Genomic DNA, 13,509 nt, shown 5'->3' on the forward strand with positions numbered 1-13,509 from the left:
AACAGCGCGCTCGCGACGAGCGCCGGGAACAACAGCGGGACGGTGATCGTCCGGAAGACCGTCCTCCCGTCGGCGCCGAGATCGCGGGCTGCCTCGGGGAGCGCCCCGTCCAACTCGGCGTAGCGCGCGGCGATGAGGAAGGTGCTGAACGGGAGCACCCAAAAGAGGTGTCCGAGCGCGACCGGGACGATCCCGAACCCGATCCCGGCCCGATCTGCCGTGATCCCGATGCCGAGGGCGACGACGACGGTCGGGACGAAAAGCGGAAGCGCGATCGCGGCGCCGATCGCGCCCCGGATCGGCCCCGGGAGCCGGCTCCTGACGACGGTGTACGCGCCGGCCAGCCCGAGTGCGGTCCCGAAGACGGCGGCGAAGGCGCCGAGGGCGAGACTCGTGAGCATGCTCCGAACGAACCGCCGGTCGGCGAACACCTCGCCGTACCACCGCAGCGAGAAGGCCTCGATCGGAAGCGTGGGCTGTGCGGTCGGCGACAGCGAGAGGTACGCAACCGCGAGGATCGGCACATAAAAGAAACACAGCGTCGCGAGGACGACCGCGCCTGGGAACCGCCCGACGCCGCGGAACGCCGCCCGCCCGAGCCGTCTCACCATCGTTTCAGCTCACCCCGCACCCGCGGCAGGCGGAGCCCGACGGCGAACCCGGCGACGACGACACAGAGAAAGACGACCGAGAGGGCGGCTCCGAACCCGAAATCGAAGAACTCCCGGAACGCCTCGACGACGAGCGTTGCGATCATCACCTCGCCGGGGCCGCCGAGTATCTCCGGTGTCGTGAAGGCCCCGGCGATCCGGGCGTACACGACGATCGCGCCGGCCGCAGCCCCCGGTGCCGTCCGGGGGAGGATCACGTCGAGGACGACGCGGCCGCTCGTCGCCCCGAGGTCGCGGGCCGCCTCCATGAGTCGGGCGTCCAGCCGCTCCATCGAGACGTACAGCGTCAGTACGACGTACGGGAGATAGATATAAACGAAGCCGACGAACACCGACACGTCCGTAAAAAGGAGATCGAGCGGCTCGGAGACGACGCCGACCCACGCGAGGACGCGGTTGAGGAGGCCGCCGCGGGCCAGGATCCACACCCACGCGTAGTTCAACACGACGTAGTTCAGCCAAAGCGGCAGCGTCAACGCGACGAGCGTCGGCAGGCGATAGCGGGCCGGACAGCGGTGAGCGAGCCAGTACGTCACCGGGTACGCGACGGCGAGACAGACGGCGGTCACCGCCGCGCCCATGGCGAGTGAGTACGCGAGCGTGTCGCGGTACAGCGGCTCGCTCGCCCTGGCGTAGTTCTCCAGCGACAGCCCCGGCCCGACGCTCTCGACGAGCAAAACGGCGATCGGCACGACGCCCAAAAGCACCGCGAGCGACGCCGGCCCGGCGGCGATCAGGGCCTCCCGGACGCGCCGGGGGCGGTTACTCGTCGACATCGTCCAGTACGACGGCGCGATCGATCCGATACCGGACTGACTCGCCGGGCGTCAGCGCCGCGGCGGCGCCCGGGCCACCGTCGGCCGTCGGCCGCGCTTGCTCGCCCTCTCCGACCCCGCCGTCGTTCTCGCTTTCGGCGCCGGTCCGAGCGGACAGCCGCTCGCCGTCCGTGTCGATCGTCACCTGCCGGTAGAACCCCTTGTACGCGGTTTCCCGCACCGTCCCCGAGAACGGCCCGGAGCCGAGCGACACCGCCTCCGGGCGGACCACGACCGTCACCCGCTGGCCGACGGAGAGCTCCGTTGCTTCCGCGGCCGCGTCGATCGGTCCGATCGCCGTTTCGACCGTCGCCCGGTTGCCCTCGAGCGAGCGCACCTCGCCCCGGAAGGTCGCCGCGTCGCCGAGAAACTCCGCGACGAACCGCGTCCGGGGGCGCGTGTAGAGCCGATCCGGCGGCCCGACGTCGACGATCCGGCCCTCACACATTACGCCGATCCGGTCGGACATGCTCATGGCGCTTTCCTGGTCGTGGGTCACGTACAGAAACGCCGTCTCGGACTCCCGCTGGATGCGTTTGAGCTCCGTCCGCATCTCCTCGCGGAGGGCCCGATCGAGCGAGGAGAGCGGCTCGTCGAGCAGGAGGACGGCCGGATCGTTGACGAGCGCCCGCGCTAAGGCGACGCGCTGTTGTTGCCCGCCCGACAGCGCCGAGGGGTCCCGGTCGCCGAACCCGGGCAGCGACACCAACTCGAGTGCGTCCTCGACGCGGGTCCGCCGTGCCGCCCCGTCGACGCCGTCCCGAGCCAGCCCGTAGGCGACGTTCTCGGCGACGGTCATGTGCGGGAACAAAACGAGGTCCTGAAACACGATGTTCGTGTCCCGCGAGCGGGCCGGGGTGTCGGTCGCGTCCTCGCCGCCGATCAGGACCCGGCCCTCGTCGGGCCGCTCGAGCCCGGCGAGCATCCGCAGCGTCGTGGTCTTGCCGCACCCCGAGGGGCCGACCAGACCGAGAAACTCCGAGGCGCCGATCTCGAGGCTCACGCCGTCGACGGCCCGGACGCCGCCGTAGGCCTTCGAAAGATCGACCGCCTCGAGCGCCGCGGCCGCCGGGGTGCTCATCCGCTTTGGGTCTTCGCCTCGCTCCAGACGCGGCTGTACGTCTGGATCAGTTCCGGCGGCTTCGGTTCCTCGTAGATGAACTGGTCGGGGTCGTCGAGACCGAGCCGCGAGCGATCGATGTCCTGTTCCTCGAAGACGCGCTCGTTCGGCACGGCGATGTTGTTCGGCTCCATCAGCGAGCGGTAGCCCATCTCGCTTTGCCACTCCTCGATGAACGTGTGCGCGAGATCCGGGTTCTCAGCGTCGGCGCGGATGGTGTGTTGGATGAACCACGCCTTCGTCCCCTCCTCGGGGAACACCCGCTCGATCGGCAGCCCGTCGTCCTCCATCGCCTGGATGACGTAGTTCCAGACCGGCTGGACGCCGACCTGTTCGGTGCGGAGCAGCTGTTCGGACTCGCCGCCGTTGCCCCACAGGCCGTTCGTGTTCTCTAGACGGTCGGTCAGGTCCGCGCGGAGCGCGTCGGTGTCGACGGCGTCCGTGGAGGTGGGGTTCAGTTCCGCCCCGACGGCGGCGTTTCGGTACAGCACCTGCAGCCGCGCGTCGTCGCGCCCGCCGGCCAGCCCCGCGAGGTCGTCGTCCCAGAGGTCTCCGAGCGCCGTGACGTCGCGGTCGACGAGGTCGGTGTTGACCGCAAGCGGCGTCTGTCCGAAGCTCCGCGGAACGCCGTACACCTGGCCGTCGGTCTCGAAGTAGTCCTTTTTCAGGAAATCGAAGACGTCGTCGTAGGAGGGGATCCGATCGAGGTCCAGCGGCTGGATCAGGCCCTCGTCCATCGCCGGCTTCACCGCGTAGTTGCCGAGCGGCGCGATGTCGTAGTCCGCCCGCCCGGCCCGCAACTGCGAGAGTGTCTCGGCGGAGCCCTGGGCGGCCTGTCGCTCGACGGTCGCGTCGTGTCTGTTCTCGAACTCCTCGATGACGCCGTCGTTGTAGACGAACCCCCAATCGATGATCCGGAGGGTCCCCGAACCGCCGCCACCGCTTCCGGCCGTCGCGCCGCCGTTTCCGGAGCCCTCGCCCGAGCCGTCTCCCGAGCTGTTTCCGTTCCCGTTCCCGTTCCCGTCGGCATCGCCGCCGAGACAGCCGGCGGCTCCCACCCCGAGCGTGGCCCCGACGGCGCCCAAAAACGCACGACGTGACTCGCGTTCGCGCATACCGTTCTCTGGTGTGTGACCCATATAAATCGACGGAAAGCGACAACGAGCCCGGATCGCCGGAGGCGTTGTCCGCCCGTCCGGAGGCCGCCGAGGGAACGCCGCGGGGACCCCTCGGCGTCACCCCTCGGATCGGCTGTTCGTCCGCCAGGTGCCGAACCACGCGACCAGGCCGAACGGGATCGACAGGACGGCGATCGGAACGCCGAACAGCCACAGAAAGAAGGCCAGCGGCCCCGCGATCGAGCGCAGCAGCCAGCCGACAGCGCACAGCGACAGCCCGATAACGAGAAAGGCGCCGGCCGCCTTGACCGCACTCAGCGTTTTGCTGTCTCCCATCGTCCGCCCCGAGGCGACCGAGGGGTATAACGACTTGCAAAGCGCCCCGCCTCGGCCGCGCACGAAGCGACCGAACGGCGGACGACCCAGGGCCCGAAAGGCGCTCCCGATGACGCGGGTGTACGATGGCGCGGGTATATACCGACGCCCACACAACGCCCGTCCGTATGAGCGACAGGCCGGGCGGGACGAACGCGGGCGGCGAGGCCCCGGACGCCGAACCCGTCGTCGAGACCGACGAGGCGACGCTCACGGCGGACGCCGAACTCGAACGGACGCTCGGGCTCGCCGGCGGGCTCGCGATCGGCATCGGGACGATGATCGGCGCGGGCATCTTCGTTTTCCCGGGGCTCGCCGGCGGGCGGGTGGGGACCGCCGCGACGGTCTCGTTTACGATCGGCGGCGTCGTTGCGCTGCTCGTTGCGCTGCCGACCTCGGAGCTGGCGACGGCGATGCCGAAAAGCGGCGGCGGCTACTACTTCGTCTCGCGGGGGCTCGGAACGCTGCCCGGCACCGTCATCGGGCTCTCGCTTTGGTTCGGGCTCGTCTTCGCGACGGCGTTTTACCTCGTCGGCCTGGGCTTTTACGCGCTGGACGCCCTCGCCGAGGTCGGCGTCACGGTCGCGGCGAGTCCGGGCGCGCTCGTCTCCGCGATCGCCGTCCTCGCGGGGATCGGCTTCACCCTGTTGAACCTCACGGGGACGGAGAACGCGGCGAAGCTCCAAAACGGGATCGTCGCCCTGCTGTTGTCGATGCTCGTAGCCTTCCTCGGGTTCGGGCTCCTCGAGGCGTTCGGGGTCGTCGACGCCGGCACGCCGCCGGGGGAGGCCGCGAACGTCTGGGAGGTCGTTCCGATCATGTCCGTCGCCGCGTTGGTGTTCACCTCGTATCTGGGGTTCGCACAGGTCGCCACCGTCGCCGGCGAGATGAAATCGCCCGGACGGAACCTCCCGCTCGCGATGATCGGCTCGGTGCTCATCGTCACGGTGCTGTACGTGTTGACGATCTTCGTCGCCACGGACGTCTTCACGCAGAACCGTCTCTTGGAGGCGGGCGAAACGGCGATGGTCGAGGTCGGCCGGCAGCTGCTCGGGCCGCCGGGGGCGTTGGTGATAGTCGTCGGCGGCCTGCTCGCGACGATGTCGTCGGCGAACGCGTCGATACTGAGCACGTCCCGGGCCATCTACGGCGTCTCGAGGGACGCGCTCTTGCCCGGGTGGGCCAGCCGGATCAACCTGCGGTACGGGACGCCGCACGTCGCCCTCGGGATGGCCGGCGGCCCGATCGTCGTGCTCGCGGCCACCAGACAGGTCCAGTTGCTCGCCGAGGTGGCGTCGTTTCTCCACCTGATCATGTACGGGCTGATGTGCGTTGCGCTGTTGGCGATCCGGCGGGACCGCCCCGAGTGGTACGATCCCGACTTCGTCGTGCCCGGCGGCCCGGTGGTCCCGGTGTTCGGGGCGCTTGCGAGTTTCGGCCTGATCGCGTTCATGCAGCCGACGTCGATCGCGGTGGGTGCGGCCGTCATCGTCGCCACCGCGGGGTGGTACTTCTATTACGCCCGCGACATCACGCTCAGAGGGGCACTGTAACATGGCACGCGTACTCGTTCCCGTCGCGGTGCTCGACGGCGGGACCGTCTCGCCCGGCCTGATGAGCCTGCTCGGAACCGTCGACGTCACCGTGCTCGGCTACCACGAACTGCCCGAACAGACGCCGCCCGATCAGGCCCGCCTCCAGTACGAGGAGCGCGCGACGGACGCCCTGGAGGACCTCCGCGAGGAGTTCGAGACAGCCGGCGGCGCGGCCGAGCACCGGCTCGTGTTCACGCGGGACCGCGAACAGACGATCGCCCGGATCGCCGAGGAGACCGACGCCGACGCCTTCGCGATCTCGGGGATGACCGGAGACGTCGATCGACTGCTCGTGTCGCTGTCCGACGGCGTTGCGACCGAGCGCGTCCTCTCGTTCGTCGCGGCCCTCATCGGCGGCCGGGAAATCGGCGTGACCCTGTTTCTCGCCGGCGACGAGTCGGGCCAGCGCCGCCTCGAGGACGCCGCCGAACGGCTCCGGGGCGACGGGATCGACGTCCGGACCGAGTTCGTCCCGGACGATCCCGCCTTCGAGGCGCTGATGGACGTCCTCCCGGGCCACGACGCCGTCGTCGTGGGCGAGAACGCGCCGTCGCTGCGCTCGCTCGTCTTCGGGAGCGAGTCCGAGCGGCTCGCCTCCGCCTCGGTCGGCCCGGTGTTGGTCGTTCGGGGCGGCGAGTCCTCTTCGGAGTGAGGGCAGCGCCCCGAAGGCGCCGAATCAGACGGCGATGGCGGCGTCGACGACGACGAGCAGGACGAACCCGACGAGAAAGGCTGCGGTCGCGGCGTCGGCGTACCCGTGGCCGTGGCTCGACGGCACCATCTCCCGGAGGACGACGGCGAGCATCGCGCCGGCGGCGAACCCGGCGGCGACCGGGAAGAGACCCTGTGCGACCGCGACGAGCCCGAACCCGAACACCGACGCAAGCACCTGCGGAACGGCGCCCGAAAGCGTCGTGTACGCGAGCACCCTCGGGGCCGAGACGCCCGATTGGCTCACGGGCACCGCAAAGGCGAAGCCGTCCGGCACGTTCTGGAGGCCGATCACGACCGCGAGCACGAACGCGACGTCCTCGAGCCCCGAGGCGAAGGCGATCCCCATCGCCAGACCCTCGGGGGCGTTGTGCAGCGTGATCGCCCCGCCGATGAGCAGCGCCCGCCGGAGGCGGTCGTCCACGGTCGGGGTTCCGCCCTCGGCTCCGCCGTGGCCCCGCCACCGCCGGTACTCGCCGTGGACGTGCGGGATGATCCGGTTTCCGGCCAAGAGCCCGAAGCCGCCGGCGAAGACGCCGAGCATCACCTCGACGAGCGAGCCCTGTTCGGTCCCCGGGATGATCAGCCCGAACACCGACGCCGCGATCATGATGCCGCCGGCCAGCCCGAGCGCGGCGTCGTACACGCGGTGGCTGACGCGCGCGCCGAGCAACACCGGCACCGCGCCGAGTCCCGTGATCACCCCCGCGATCGTCGTCACCGCGAGCATCGTCCCGAACTGGGCCATGCTCGGACCCCTCGGGGGATGCAAACAAAAAGGTACACCGAAGCCGCCGGCTCCGGAGCCGACCGACCGCATCGAAACCCGGCGTCGCGGCGGGACGAGGGGCGAAGGGGGCGAAGCGAAGCGAACCGGGACAGGGCGGAGCCGGCCCCCGCCTCGCCCTCGTCGGATTGGGGTCTCCTCGAGGATTACTCGTCCTCGGCGGTCGGCGCGCCGCGTCGCTCGAAGACGGCCTCGGCGAGCGTGTCCTTGTGCCCCTCGTTCGGTCCCCCGGCGATCGTGAGCAGCTTCGCGTCCCGCAGGTACCGCTCGACGTCGTGTTCGGTCGTGTACCCCATGCCGCCGTGGAGCTGCACCGCGTCGTTCGCGTTGTCGACCGCGGCCTGCGTCGCCGCGATCTTCGCCATGCTGAACTCGCGGGTGACGTCGCCGCCCCGGTCGGCGCGCTCGGCGGCCCGAAGCGTCAACAGCCGCGCGCTGTCGGCGCGTTCGGCCATCTCGCCGACGGTCCAGCCGACGCCCTGGAACTCGCCGATCGACTGGTCGTACTGCTCTCGGGCGCTCGTGTAGGCGACCGCGTCCTCCAGGGCGGCGCGCGCGATCCCGACGCCCCGGGCGGGGACGTTCAGGCCGGTCCGCAACTCGCCGCGCTGGACGTACCCTTCGCCCTCGGGGCCGAGGAGACGATCGGCGGGAACGCGGGCGTCCGAAAGCGAGACGCGGGGCGATCTGACGCTGTTGGCCCCGAGGGTCTCCCAGACGGTCTCGACGTCGAACGCCGCGGTCGGGACGAGAAACGCGCTGACGTTGTGCGGCGATCTCTCCTCCGGCCCGGTCTTTGCGTACGTCAGGACGACGTCGGCCTCGAAGAAGTTCGTCACCCACTGTTTGTGGCCGTTCAGGACCCACCCGTCGCCGCGTCGCTCGGCCGTGGTCTCCATGTTCAGCTTGTCGCTGCCGGCGTCGGCCTCGCTCAACCCGAGCGCGCCGACGGTCTCGAAGGCCGCCATCTCGGGGAGGAACCGCTCGCGCTGTTCGTCGCTCCCGAAGCGCTCGATGGCCTCGGCGACGCCGAGGTGCAGTCCGACGGCGCTGGCGGCGGCCATCAGGGACGCCGAGAGCTCCTCGATCGCCACGGCGAGTTCGACGAGCCCCGCGCCGCGCCCGCCGTACGCCTCCGGGATCGTCAGCCCGGTCAGCCGCCGCTCGCCGAGTTCGGCGAGAGCCTCCGTTGGGTACGTGCCCTCGGCGTCGAGGTCGTTGGCCCGCGGTTCGATCTCGGCGTTCGCAAACGCCCGGACCTCTTCGCGGAGTTCGCGTTGGTCCTCGGTCAGGTGAAACGGCATACACGACCGACGCGACGCCCGGACACTTAACATCACGACACGCGGCCGAGGGCGAAACCGAGAGAAAACGGAACGAGACGGGACGACGAGGGCGGAGGCGGGGATCGTGCCGTCTCCCGATCCCTCCGGGGACCGCGCGGTTCGCCTACGCCAACTCGAAGACGTGGACCGGCCACTCGGCCTCGTAGGAGAGGTCGAAGGCGGGGTCGATGCCGGCCGCCTCTGGGTCTCTGACACGGAGTTCGACGCGGTCGCCGATGGCGACGTCCGCGAGGGCGGCGTCGACGCGGCCCGTGAGGCGGGCCGAGGAGTCGAGTTCGACCACAGCGACGGTGACCGGCGCCAGGTGCTCGAACGCCGAGGGGGGTCGGTTGACCGACGTGTACGAGACCACCTCGCCGGTCTTCGGCTGCTCCGAGAGCGAAACCGCCCGGCCGCCGCAGCTATAACAGGCGGTGCGGGGCGGCAACATGTGTTCGTCGCACTCCGTACACCGGGCGGCGACCAGTCGGCCCTCGGACAGCGCACCGAAGAAGCCGGGGAGCGTGAACGGAGAGTCGGCGGTGATGTCGTCCGGTGCGAGCGGTCCCGTCGTCGTGGGGTCTGGGTCTGTCATCGGTGAAGTGGGTTCGGGTCTGGGTTTTGCTCGTCGGTCATCGCGTCGTCAGGACGTGGGCCGCGGTGTGGGCGTCGGCCACGCCGCCCTCGTTGATCAACAGTGCGGTGTCGGCGTCGGCCACCTGCCGGGCGCCGGCCCGACCGGTGAGCTGTTCGTGGGCTTCGATCGCCTGCAACAGCCCGGTCGCCCCGATGGGGTGACCGCGGGCTTTCAGCCCGCCGCTCGTGTTGATCCGAACGTCGGTCCAGCCGGCCGATCGGTCCGCGGGGTCTGTGACGGTTTCGGTCCCGCGGCCCTCAGGGGCGAACCCGGCGGCCTCGGCCAACAGCGCCTCGCAGACGGTGAAGGCGTCGTGGACCTCCGCGACGTCGACGTCAGAGGCGCCGATGCCGGCGTCCTCGTAGGCGGCCGTGGCGGCGACGTCGGCCCCCTCGACGTACGTGAGGTCCCGCTCGGCGACGGCGAGGTTGTTGGCCGCCGAGCCGACGCCAGCCACCCGGACCGCGTCGGTGCACTCCGAGAGATCCTCGGCCACCTCGTTGTTGGCGACGACGACGGCCGCGGCGCCGTCGGTGACCGGCGCACAGTCGTACAGCTTCAGCGGCGGCGCCACGTCGGGCGCCTCCATGACCGTCCCGAGGTCGACCGCCTGCTGGAACATCGCCCGCGGGTTGTCGGCCGCGTTCCGGTGGTTCTTGACGGCGATGCGGGCCAAATCCTCCTCGGTCGCGTCGGTCTCGTGGAGGTACCGCCGCGCGAGCAGGGCGTAGGTGGCGGGCGCGGTGATCCCGGAGCGCTGCTCTAAGGCCCGCTCGAAGGCGGCGCCCAGGGCGTTCGTGGCCCCCTCGGTGCCGCCGGCGGTCATCTTCTCGACGCCGCAGGCCAACACCGCGTCGTGGACGCCCGCCCGGACGTCCCTGACCGCGTTCTTAAGCGCGAGCGCGCCGGCGGCCGCACAGGCCTCGACGCGCTCGGCGGGAACGTTTCGCAGGCCGGCCCACTCGGCCATGAGCGTCCCCTGCATGATCTGGTTTTCGTACCGTTCGGACTGGGCCCCGACGTAGAGCCCATCGACGACGTCGGCCGGGTCGGGCAGCCCCGCGAACGCCTCGGCCAGTGCCTTCGAGAACAGGTCGCGGCCGGGAAGGTCCGTCTCGCCGAGCGGCGAGGACCCGACCGCGATGAGATGCGCCGTGGACATCCTGTGGTATTGGTCGAGTACCGGTATTAGTCTTTGCGGGGCGCTCCGCCCAGAGAAAACGCCGGACGGCTGTCTCTCGAACCGCGGCACGGTCGAAGGCGGACAGCCAGGGGAGTAGCGGCCTCAGTCCTCAGTTGTCGGACACGACGGTGCGCTCGCCCTCGTCGTCGTCGCCCTCGTACTCGTAGACGACGTCCTCGTCCTCGTCGGCGGCCGCCTGGTGGGAGCCGTCGCAGTGGGGTTTGTTCGCCGAGAGGCCGCACTGACAGACGGCGACGGTCCCGCCCTGATCGGCCAGTTCGTCCTCGTCGATGACGTACGGTCCCTCCTTGTCGTGCGTAATTTTGCGTGTCACATCGCCATTGTGGGTACGGATACCAATAACGGTTCGGTGACATTCGTGTCACCTAAAACGGCGTCAGGTCGCTCACCGAGGTTCGAACGGTCGGCGGTCAAACCGTGGGCGGAAGCCGGCGGCGACGGCGGAGACATGAGTTGGGGTTATATGCTCGGGGGCTGTTGTACCGGTGAGTACGATGTCAGACCCCGAAACGAGCCTGAGCGCACCGGAGTTGACCGAAGACGACCTCCTGCGGATCGACGACCCCCGCTTCGGGACCGACACCGTCGCGATCGTGACCGGCGCGGCCTCGGGGATCGGCCAGGCGACCGCCGCCGCGTTAGCTGTCAACGGCCTGACCGTCGTCGGGGCCGACATCGACGCCGAGGGGCTCGCCGAGACCGACGACATCGTCGAACGGCTCGGCGCGGACGGGGCGTACCACGGCGTCGAGACCGACCTGACGAGCGACGACGACGTGGAGGCCGTCGTCGCGGCGGCCGCCGAGGAGGGGCAACTGCGCTACGTCGCCAACATCGCGGGGATGCAACACATCGCCTCCATCGCGGAGTTCCCCATGGAGAAGTACGACCTGCTGACCGACGTCATGCTGCGGTCGCCGTTCAAGATGGCCCAGGCGGCGATCCCCCACATCGAGGCGACCGACGACGGCGTCGGCGCGATCGGGAACATGTCGTCGATCCACGGTCACTACGCGACGAAGGACAAGCCGGCCTACATCACCGCCAAGCACGGCCTGACCGGGCTGACGAGGGCGATCGCCGCAGAGGGCAACGGCACCCTCCGGGGGTTCTCGGTCAGCGTCGGCTACGTGCTCACGCCGCTGATGGTCAACCAGATCGAGGACACGGCCGCAGAGCGGGGGATCTCCGAGGACGAGGTGATCGAGGACGTCATGCTCGGGCAGGCCCGGACGAAGGAGATGATGGCGCCCGCGGACGTGGCGAACCTCTTCACGTTCGGCTTTTCCGGGCACGCAAAGCACCTCAACGGCGCGGACCTCCTCTTCGACGGCGGGTACACGCACACCTACGAGTGAACCGCGACGGGTGCGAGCGCGATCGATTCCGAGCCGGACGCGCTCGCCGCGTATCACTTATGTCGGGGTGATCTGTACACCCCGTATGGAACGACCTCGGAAACCGCGGGCGTTCGGTCGGTGTCGGTGTCAGGATCGGGATCGCGCGGACGCCCCGCTGCTCGCCGATCCGGTGTCGCAGTATCGGACGCTCTCACGCGAACGATGAGCGACGGGTCGGGGTCCGACTCGGACACACGGCCGCTCGGTGCGAAGGCGTACGACGAGCCGTCGGTGTTCACCCCGGAGTCGCTGCTGGCGGAAGCGCGCCGACAGAAGGGGCTGTCTGAGACGTCGGTCCCGGACGTCTGCGTCCTCGACCCCGACGGCGACATCGTGCGACATCTCGTCGAGACCGACCGGGCGACCGTCGATCCGGCGTGGCCGGGGTACCACACCGACCTCTACCGGTTCGAACGCGGCGGGGAGACGTTCGGCATCGTCGGCCGCGCGGTCGGCGCCCCGTTTGCGGTGCTGGTCGCCGAGCAGCTCTTCGCCGCCGGGTGTGAGTTCCTCGTCAGCGTCACCTCCGCCGGCCAGGTCCGACAGCGCGACGACCCGCCGTATTTCGTCCTCATCGAGCGGGCGCTCCGCGACGAGGGGACGAGTCGCCACTACCGCGACCCCGGAGCCGACGCGGCGCTCGATACCGACCTCCGGAACCGGATCGAACCCGAATGCTCCTCGGCGTCCCGGCCGGTCTACACCGGGGCGACGTGGACGACCGACGCCCCGTTCCGGGAGACCGAAACGGCGATACAGCGGGCGCGCTCGGAGGGCGTCCTCGCCGTCGAGATGGAGGCGGCCGCGCTGTACACCTTCGCCGCCGTCCGGGATCACCCCGTCGCGTGTTTCGCACACGTGACGAACCGCATGGGACGGGCCGAAGAGGACTTCGAGAAGGGACGCGCCAACGGCAGCCGGGACGCCCTAGAGATCGTCGACATAGCCGCCGCCGGCTGGCGATCGATGGGGTGAGTTCCGCGCCGTTGTCGCGCCGACCGCCGACACAAACTACTTGTTAACAGTACGCGTTCGTAGGGTATGGACGACCGGCGCGCGTTCCTCTCGGCCGTCGGCGCGTGCGTGGCGACCGGCGTGGCCGGGTGCGCCGACGAGGAGCCCTCCGCAGAGCGACGGCCCTCGGACTCCGGGTCCGATCCGGCGTCGGGAGGGGACTCCGAGACACCCTCCGGTCCTGAGACGGCGGTCGAACAGTGGCTGACCGCGATCGACGAGAACGACCTCAAGCGGGCGAACGAGCGGATGCACCCGGAGTCGGTCGGCTACCCGATCGAGGAACAGCGCGCCGTCCCGCGCATCGCCGAGATAGACGAACGGCCGCTCGGAGAGGGCCTCCGGGACGTGTACGACGCCGAAAGCGTCTCCCCGGAGGCGCTCATCGATGAGTGGAAACGGGACACGGGCGTCGACCCCGACGAGCACGCCTCCGTCTACGTGGACTTCGAGGGCGACGGTGAGATATACTACCCGACGACGAGAGACAGCGGCGCGAAGTGGAAGGTCTGGGGCGGCTGAACGGGACGGCGACGAACACTGCGGAACGCCAGGCTAGGGGCTCCGGGACGGTGTCTGTCAGTCCTTCGGTTCGATCTTCCCCGCGTACGTCTGGAACTCGATCGTGCCGTCGGGGATGTAGAACGTGTCCGTGCAGAACTCGTAGTCGTTGTCCGGCGTGTCGCCGTGCCACAGGAGGTACGCGAAGTCGTCGTCGACGATCGTGTCGTCCACCT

At 69.9% G+C, this 13,509-nt stretch carries 15 protein-coding genes; 5 read left to right on the forward strand and 10 right to left on the reverse strand.

Annotation, left to right across the window (positions count from 1 at the left end; translation table 11 throughout):
- The 5 genes from Q0916_RS07580 to Q0916_RS07600 form a co-directional block, all read right to left on the reverse strand.
- Nucleotides 1-611, reverse strand: a 611-nt coding sequence (locus Q0916_RS07580) for an ABC transporter permease (protein ID WP_299236278.1), incomplete at its 3' end; no start/stop codon positions are given.
- Nucleotides 605-1,447 (reverse strand): ABC transporter permease, encoded by an 843-nt coding sequence (locus tag Q0916_RS07585; RefSeq protein WP_299236280.1) that lies wholly within the window; start codon nt 1,445-1,447, stop codon nt 605-607. The genes Q0916_RS07585 and Q0916_RS07580, both read right to left, overlap by 7 nt.
- Nucleotides 1,434-2,567 carry an ABC transporter ATP-binding protein gene (locus Q0916_RS07590; RefSeq protein WP_299236282.1) on the reverse strand — a complete coding sequence of 378 codons (1,134 nt, stop codon included), beginning with the start codon at nt 2,565-2,567 and terminating at the stop codon, nt 1,434-1,436. Before Q0916_RS07590 ends, Q0916_RS07585 begins: the two co-directional genes overlap by 14 nt.
- Nucleotides 2,564-3,721, reverse strand: coding sequence for an ABC transporter substrate-binding protein (locus Q0916_RS07595; RefSeq protein ID WP_299236284.1), 1,158 nt, complete (start codon nt 3,719-3,721; stop codon nt 2,564-2,566). Before Q0916_RS07595 ends, Q0916_RS07590 begins: the two co-directional genes overlap by 4 nt.
- 120 nt (nt 3,722-3,841) lie before the next feature.
- Complete coding sequence (locus Q0916_RS07600) at nt 3,842-4,060, reverse strand: hypothetical protein (RefSeq protein WP_299236286.1); 219 nt, start codon at nt 4,058-4,060, stop codon at nt 3,842-3,844.
- A gap of 167 nt (nt 4,061-4,227) precedes the next feature.
- On the opposite strand from Q0916_RS07600, the gene Q0916_RS07605 reads away from it, so the two are divergent.
- Together Q0916_RS07605 and Q0916_RS07610 are read left to right on the forward strand one after the other, a co-directional pair.
- Nucleotides 4,228-5,652, forward strand: coding sequence for an APC family permease (locus tag Q0916_RS07605; RefSeq protein ID WP_299236288.1), 1,425 nt, complete (start codon nt 4,228-4,230; stop codon nt 5,650-5,652).
- Nucleotide 5,653: 1 nt separating this feature from the next.
- Nucleotides 5,654-6,346, forward strand: a complete 693-nt coding sequence (locus tag Q0916_RS07610) for a universal stress protein (RefSeq protein WP_299236290.1) — start codon at nt 5,654-5,656, stop codon at nt 6,344-6,346.
- 24 nt (nt 6,347-6,370) lie between these two features.
- On the opposite strand, the gene Q0916_RS07615 is transcribed toward Q0916_RS07610, so the two are convergent.
- The 5 genes from Q0916_RS07615 to Q0916_RS07635 all read right to left on the reverse strand — a co-directional run bounded on the left by Q0916_RS07615 (nt 6,371) and on the right by Q0916_RS07635 (nt 10,671).
- Nucleotides 6,371-7,153, reverse strand: a complete 783-nt coding sequence (locus Q0916_RS07615; protein ID WP_299236292.1) for a ZIP family metal transporter — start codon at nt 7,151-7,153, stop codon at nt 6,371-6,373.
- Between the two features lie 185 nt (nt 7,154-7,338).
- Complete coding sequence (locus Q0916_RS07620) at nt 7,339-8,496, reverse strand: acyl-CoA dehydrogenase family protein (protein ID WP_299236294.1); 1,158 nt, start codon at nt 8,494-8,496, stop codon at nt 7,339-7,341.
- 145 nt (nt 8,497-8,641) lie between these two features.
- Entirely contained in the window at nt 8,642-9,112 is a 471-nt protein-coding gene (locus Q0916_RS07625; RefSeq protein WP_299236296.1) for a Zn-ribbon domain-containing OB-fold protein, read from the reverse strand.
- Nucleotides 9,113-9,149: 37 nt separating this feature from the next.
- The gene (locus Q0916_RS07630) at nt 9,150-10,316 is read right to left on the reverse strand and encodes a thiolase C-terminal domain-containing protein (RefSeq protein WP_299236298.1); all 1,167 of its coding nucleotides are present in this window, start codon (nt 10,314-10,316) and stop codon (nt 9,150-9,152) included.
- A 130-nt stretch (nt 10,317-10,446) separates the two neighbouring features.
- Complete coding sequence (locus Q0916_RS07635) at nt 10,447-10,671, reverse strand: CDGSH iron-sulfur domain-containing protein (protein ID WP_299236300.1); 225 nt, start codon at nt 10,669-10,671, stop codon at nt 10,447-10,449.
- A gap of 181 nt (nt 10,672-10,852) precedes the next feature.
- On the opposite strand from Q0916_RS07635, the gene Q0916_RS07640 reads away from it, so the two are divergent.
- The 3 genes from Q0916_RS07640 to Q0916_RS07650 all read left to right on the forward strand — a co-directional run bounded on the left by Q0916_RS07640 (nt 10,853) and on the right by Q0916_RS07650 (nt 13,294).
- Entirely contained in the window at nt 10,853-11,716 is an 864-nt protein-coding gene (locus Q0916_RS07640) for an SDR family oxidoreductase (RefSeq protein WP_299236301.1), read from the forward strand.
- Nucleotides 11,717-11,920: 204 nt separating this feature from the next.
- Nucleotides 11,921-12,733 carry a nucleoside phosphorylase gene (locus Q0916_RS07645; RefSeq protein ID WP_299236302.1) on the forward strand — a complete coding sequence of 271 codons (813 nt, stop codon included), beginning with the start codon at nt 11,921-11,923 and terminating at the stop codon, nt 12,731-12,733.
- Nucleotides 12,734-12,799: 66 nt separating this feature from the next.
- The gene (locus tag Q0916_RS07650) at nt 12,800-13,294 is read left to right on the forward strand and encodes a hypothetical protein (protein WP_299236303.1); all 495 of its coding nucleotides are present in this window, start codon (nt 12,800-12,802) and stop codon (nt 13,292-13,294) included.
- Nucleotides 13,295-13,509 lie beyond the last annotated feature (215 nt).

Source organism: Natronomonas sp. (genome assembly GCF_028274965.1).
In the GTDB taxonomy this organism is placed as follows: Archaea; Halobacteriota; Halobacteria; order Halobacteriales; family Haloarculaceae; genus Natronomonas.

Bases quoted from the DNA above. Each gene is read 5' to 3' on its own strand.
- Q0916_RS07585 (WP_299236280.1), bottom strand. From the start codon at position 1,447: ATGTCGACGAGTAACCGCCCCCGGCGCGTCCGGGAGGCCCTGATCGCC.
- Q0916_RS07590 (WP_299236282.1), bottom strand. From the start codon at position 2,567: ATGAGCACCCCGGCGGCCGCGGCGCTCGAGGCGGTCGATCTTTCGAAG.
- Q0916_RS07595 (WP_299236284.1), bottom strand. From the start codon at position 3,721: ATGCGCGAACGCGAGTCACGTCGTGCGTTTTTGGGCGCCGTCGGGGCC.
- Q0916_RS07600 (WP_299236286.1), bottom strand. From the start codon at position 4,060: ATGGGAGACAGCAAAACGCTGAGTGCGGTCAAGGCGGCCGGCGCCTTT.
- Q0916_RS07605 (WP_299236288.1), top strand. From the start codon at position 4,228: ATGAGCGACAGGCCGGGCGGGACGAACGCGGGCGGCGAGGCCCCGGAC.
- Q0916_RS07610 (WP_299236290.1), top strand. From the start codon at position 5,654: ATGGCACGCGTACTCGTTCCCGTCGCGGTGCTCGACGGCGGGACCGTC.
- Q0916_RS07615 (WP_299236292.1), bottom strand. From the start codon at position 7,153: ATGGCCCAGTTCGGGACGATGCTCGCGGTGACGACGATCGCGGGGGTG.
- Q0916_RS07620 (WP_299236294.1), bottom strand. From the start codon at position 8,496: ATGCCGTTTCACCTGACCGAGGACCAACGCGAACTCCGCGAAGAGGTC.
- Q0916_RS07625 (WP_299236296.1), bottom strand. From the start codon at position 9,112: ATGACAGACCCAGACCCCACGACGACGGGACCGCTCGCACCGGACGAC.
- Q0916_RS07630 (WP_299236298.1), bottom strand. From the start codon at position 10,316: ATGTCCACGGCGCATCTCATCGCGGTCGGGTCCTCGCCGCTCGGCGAG.
- Q0916_RS07640 (WP_299236301.1), top strand. From the start codon at position 10,853: ATGTCAGACCCCGAAACGAGCCTGAGCGCACCGGAGTTGACCGAAGAC.
- Q0916_RS07645 (WP_299236302.1), top strand. From the start codon at position 11,921: ATGAGCGACGGGTCGGGGTCCGACTCGGACACACGGCCGCTCGGTGCG.
- Q0916_RS07650 (WP_299236303.1), top strand. From the start codon at position 12,800: ATGGACGACCGGCGCGCGTTCCTCTCGGCCGTCGGCGCGTGCGTGGCG.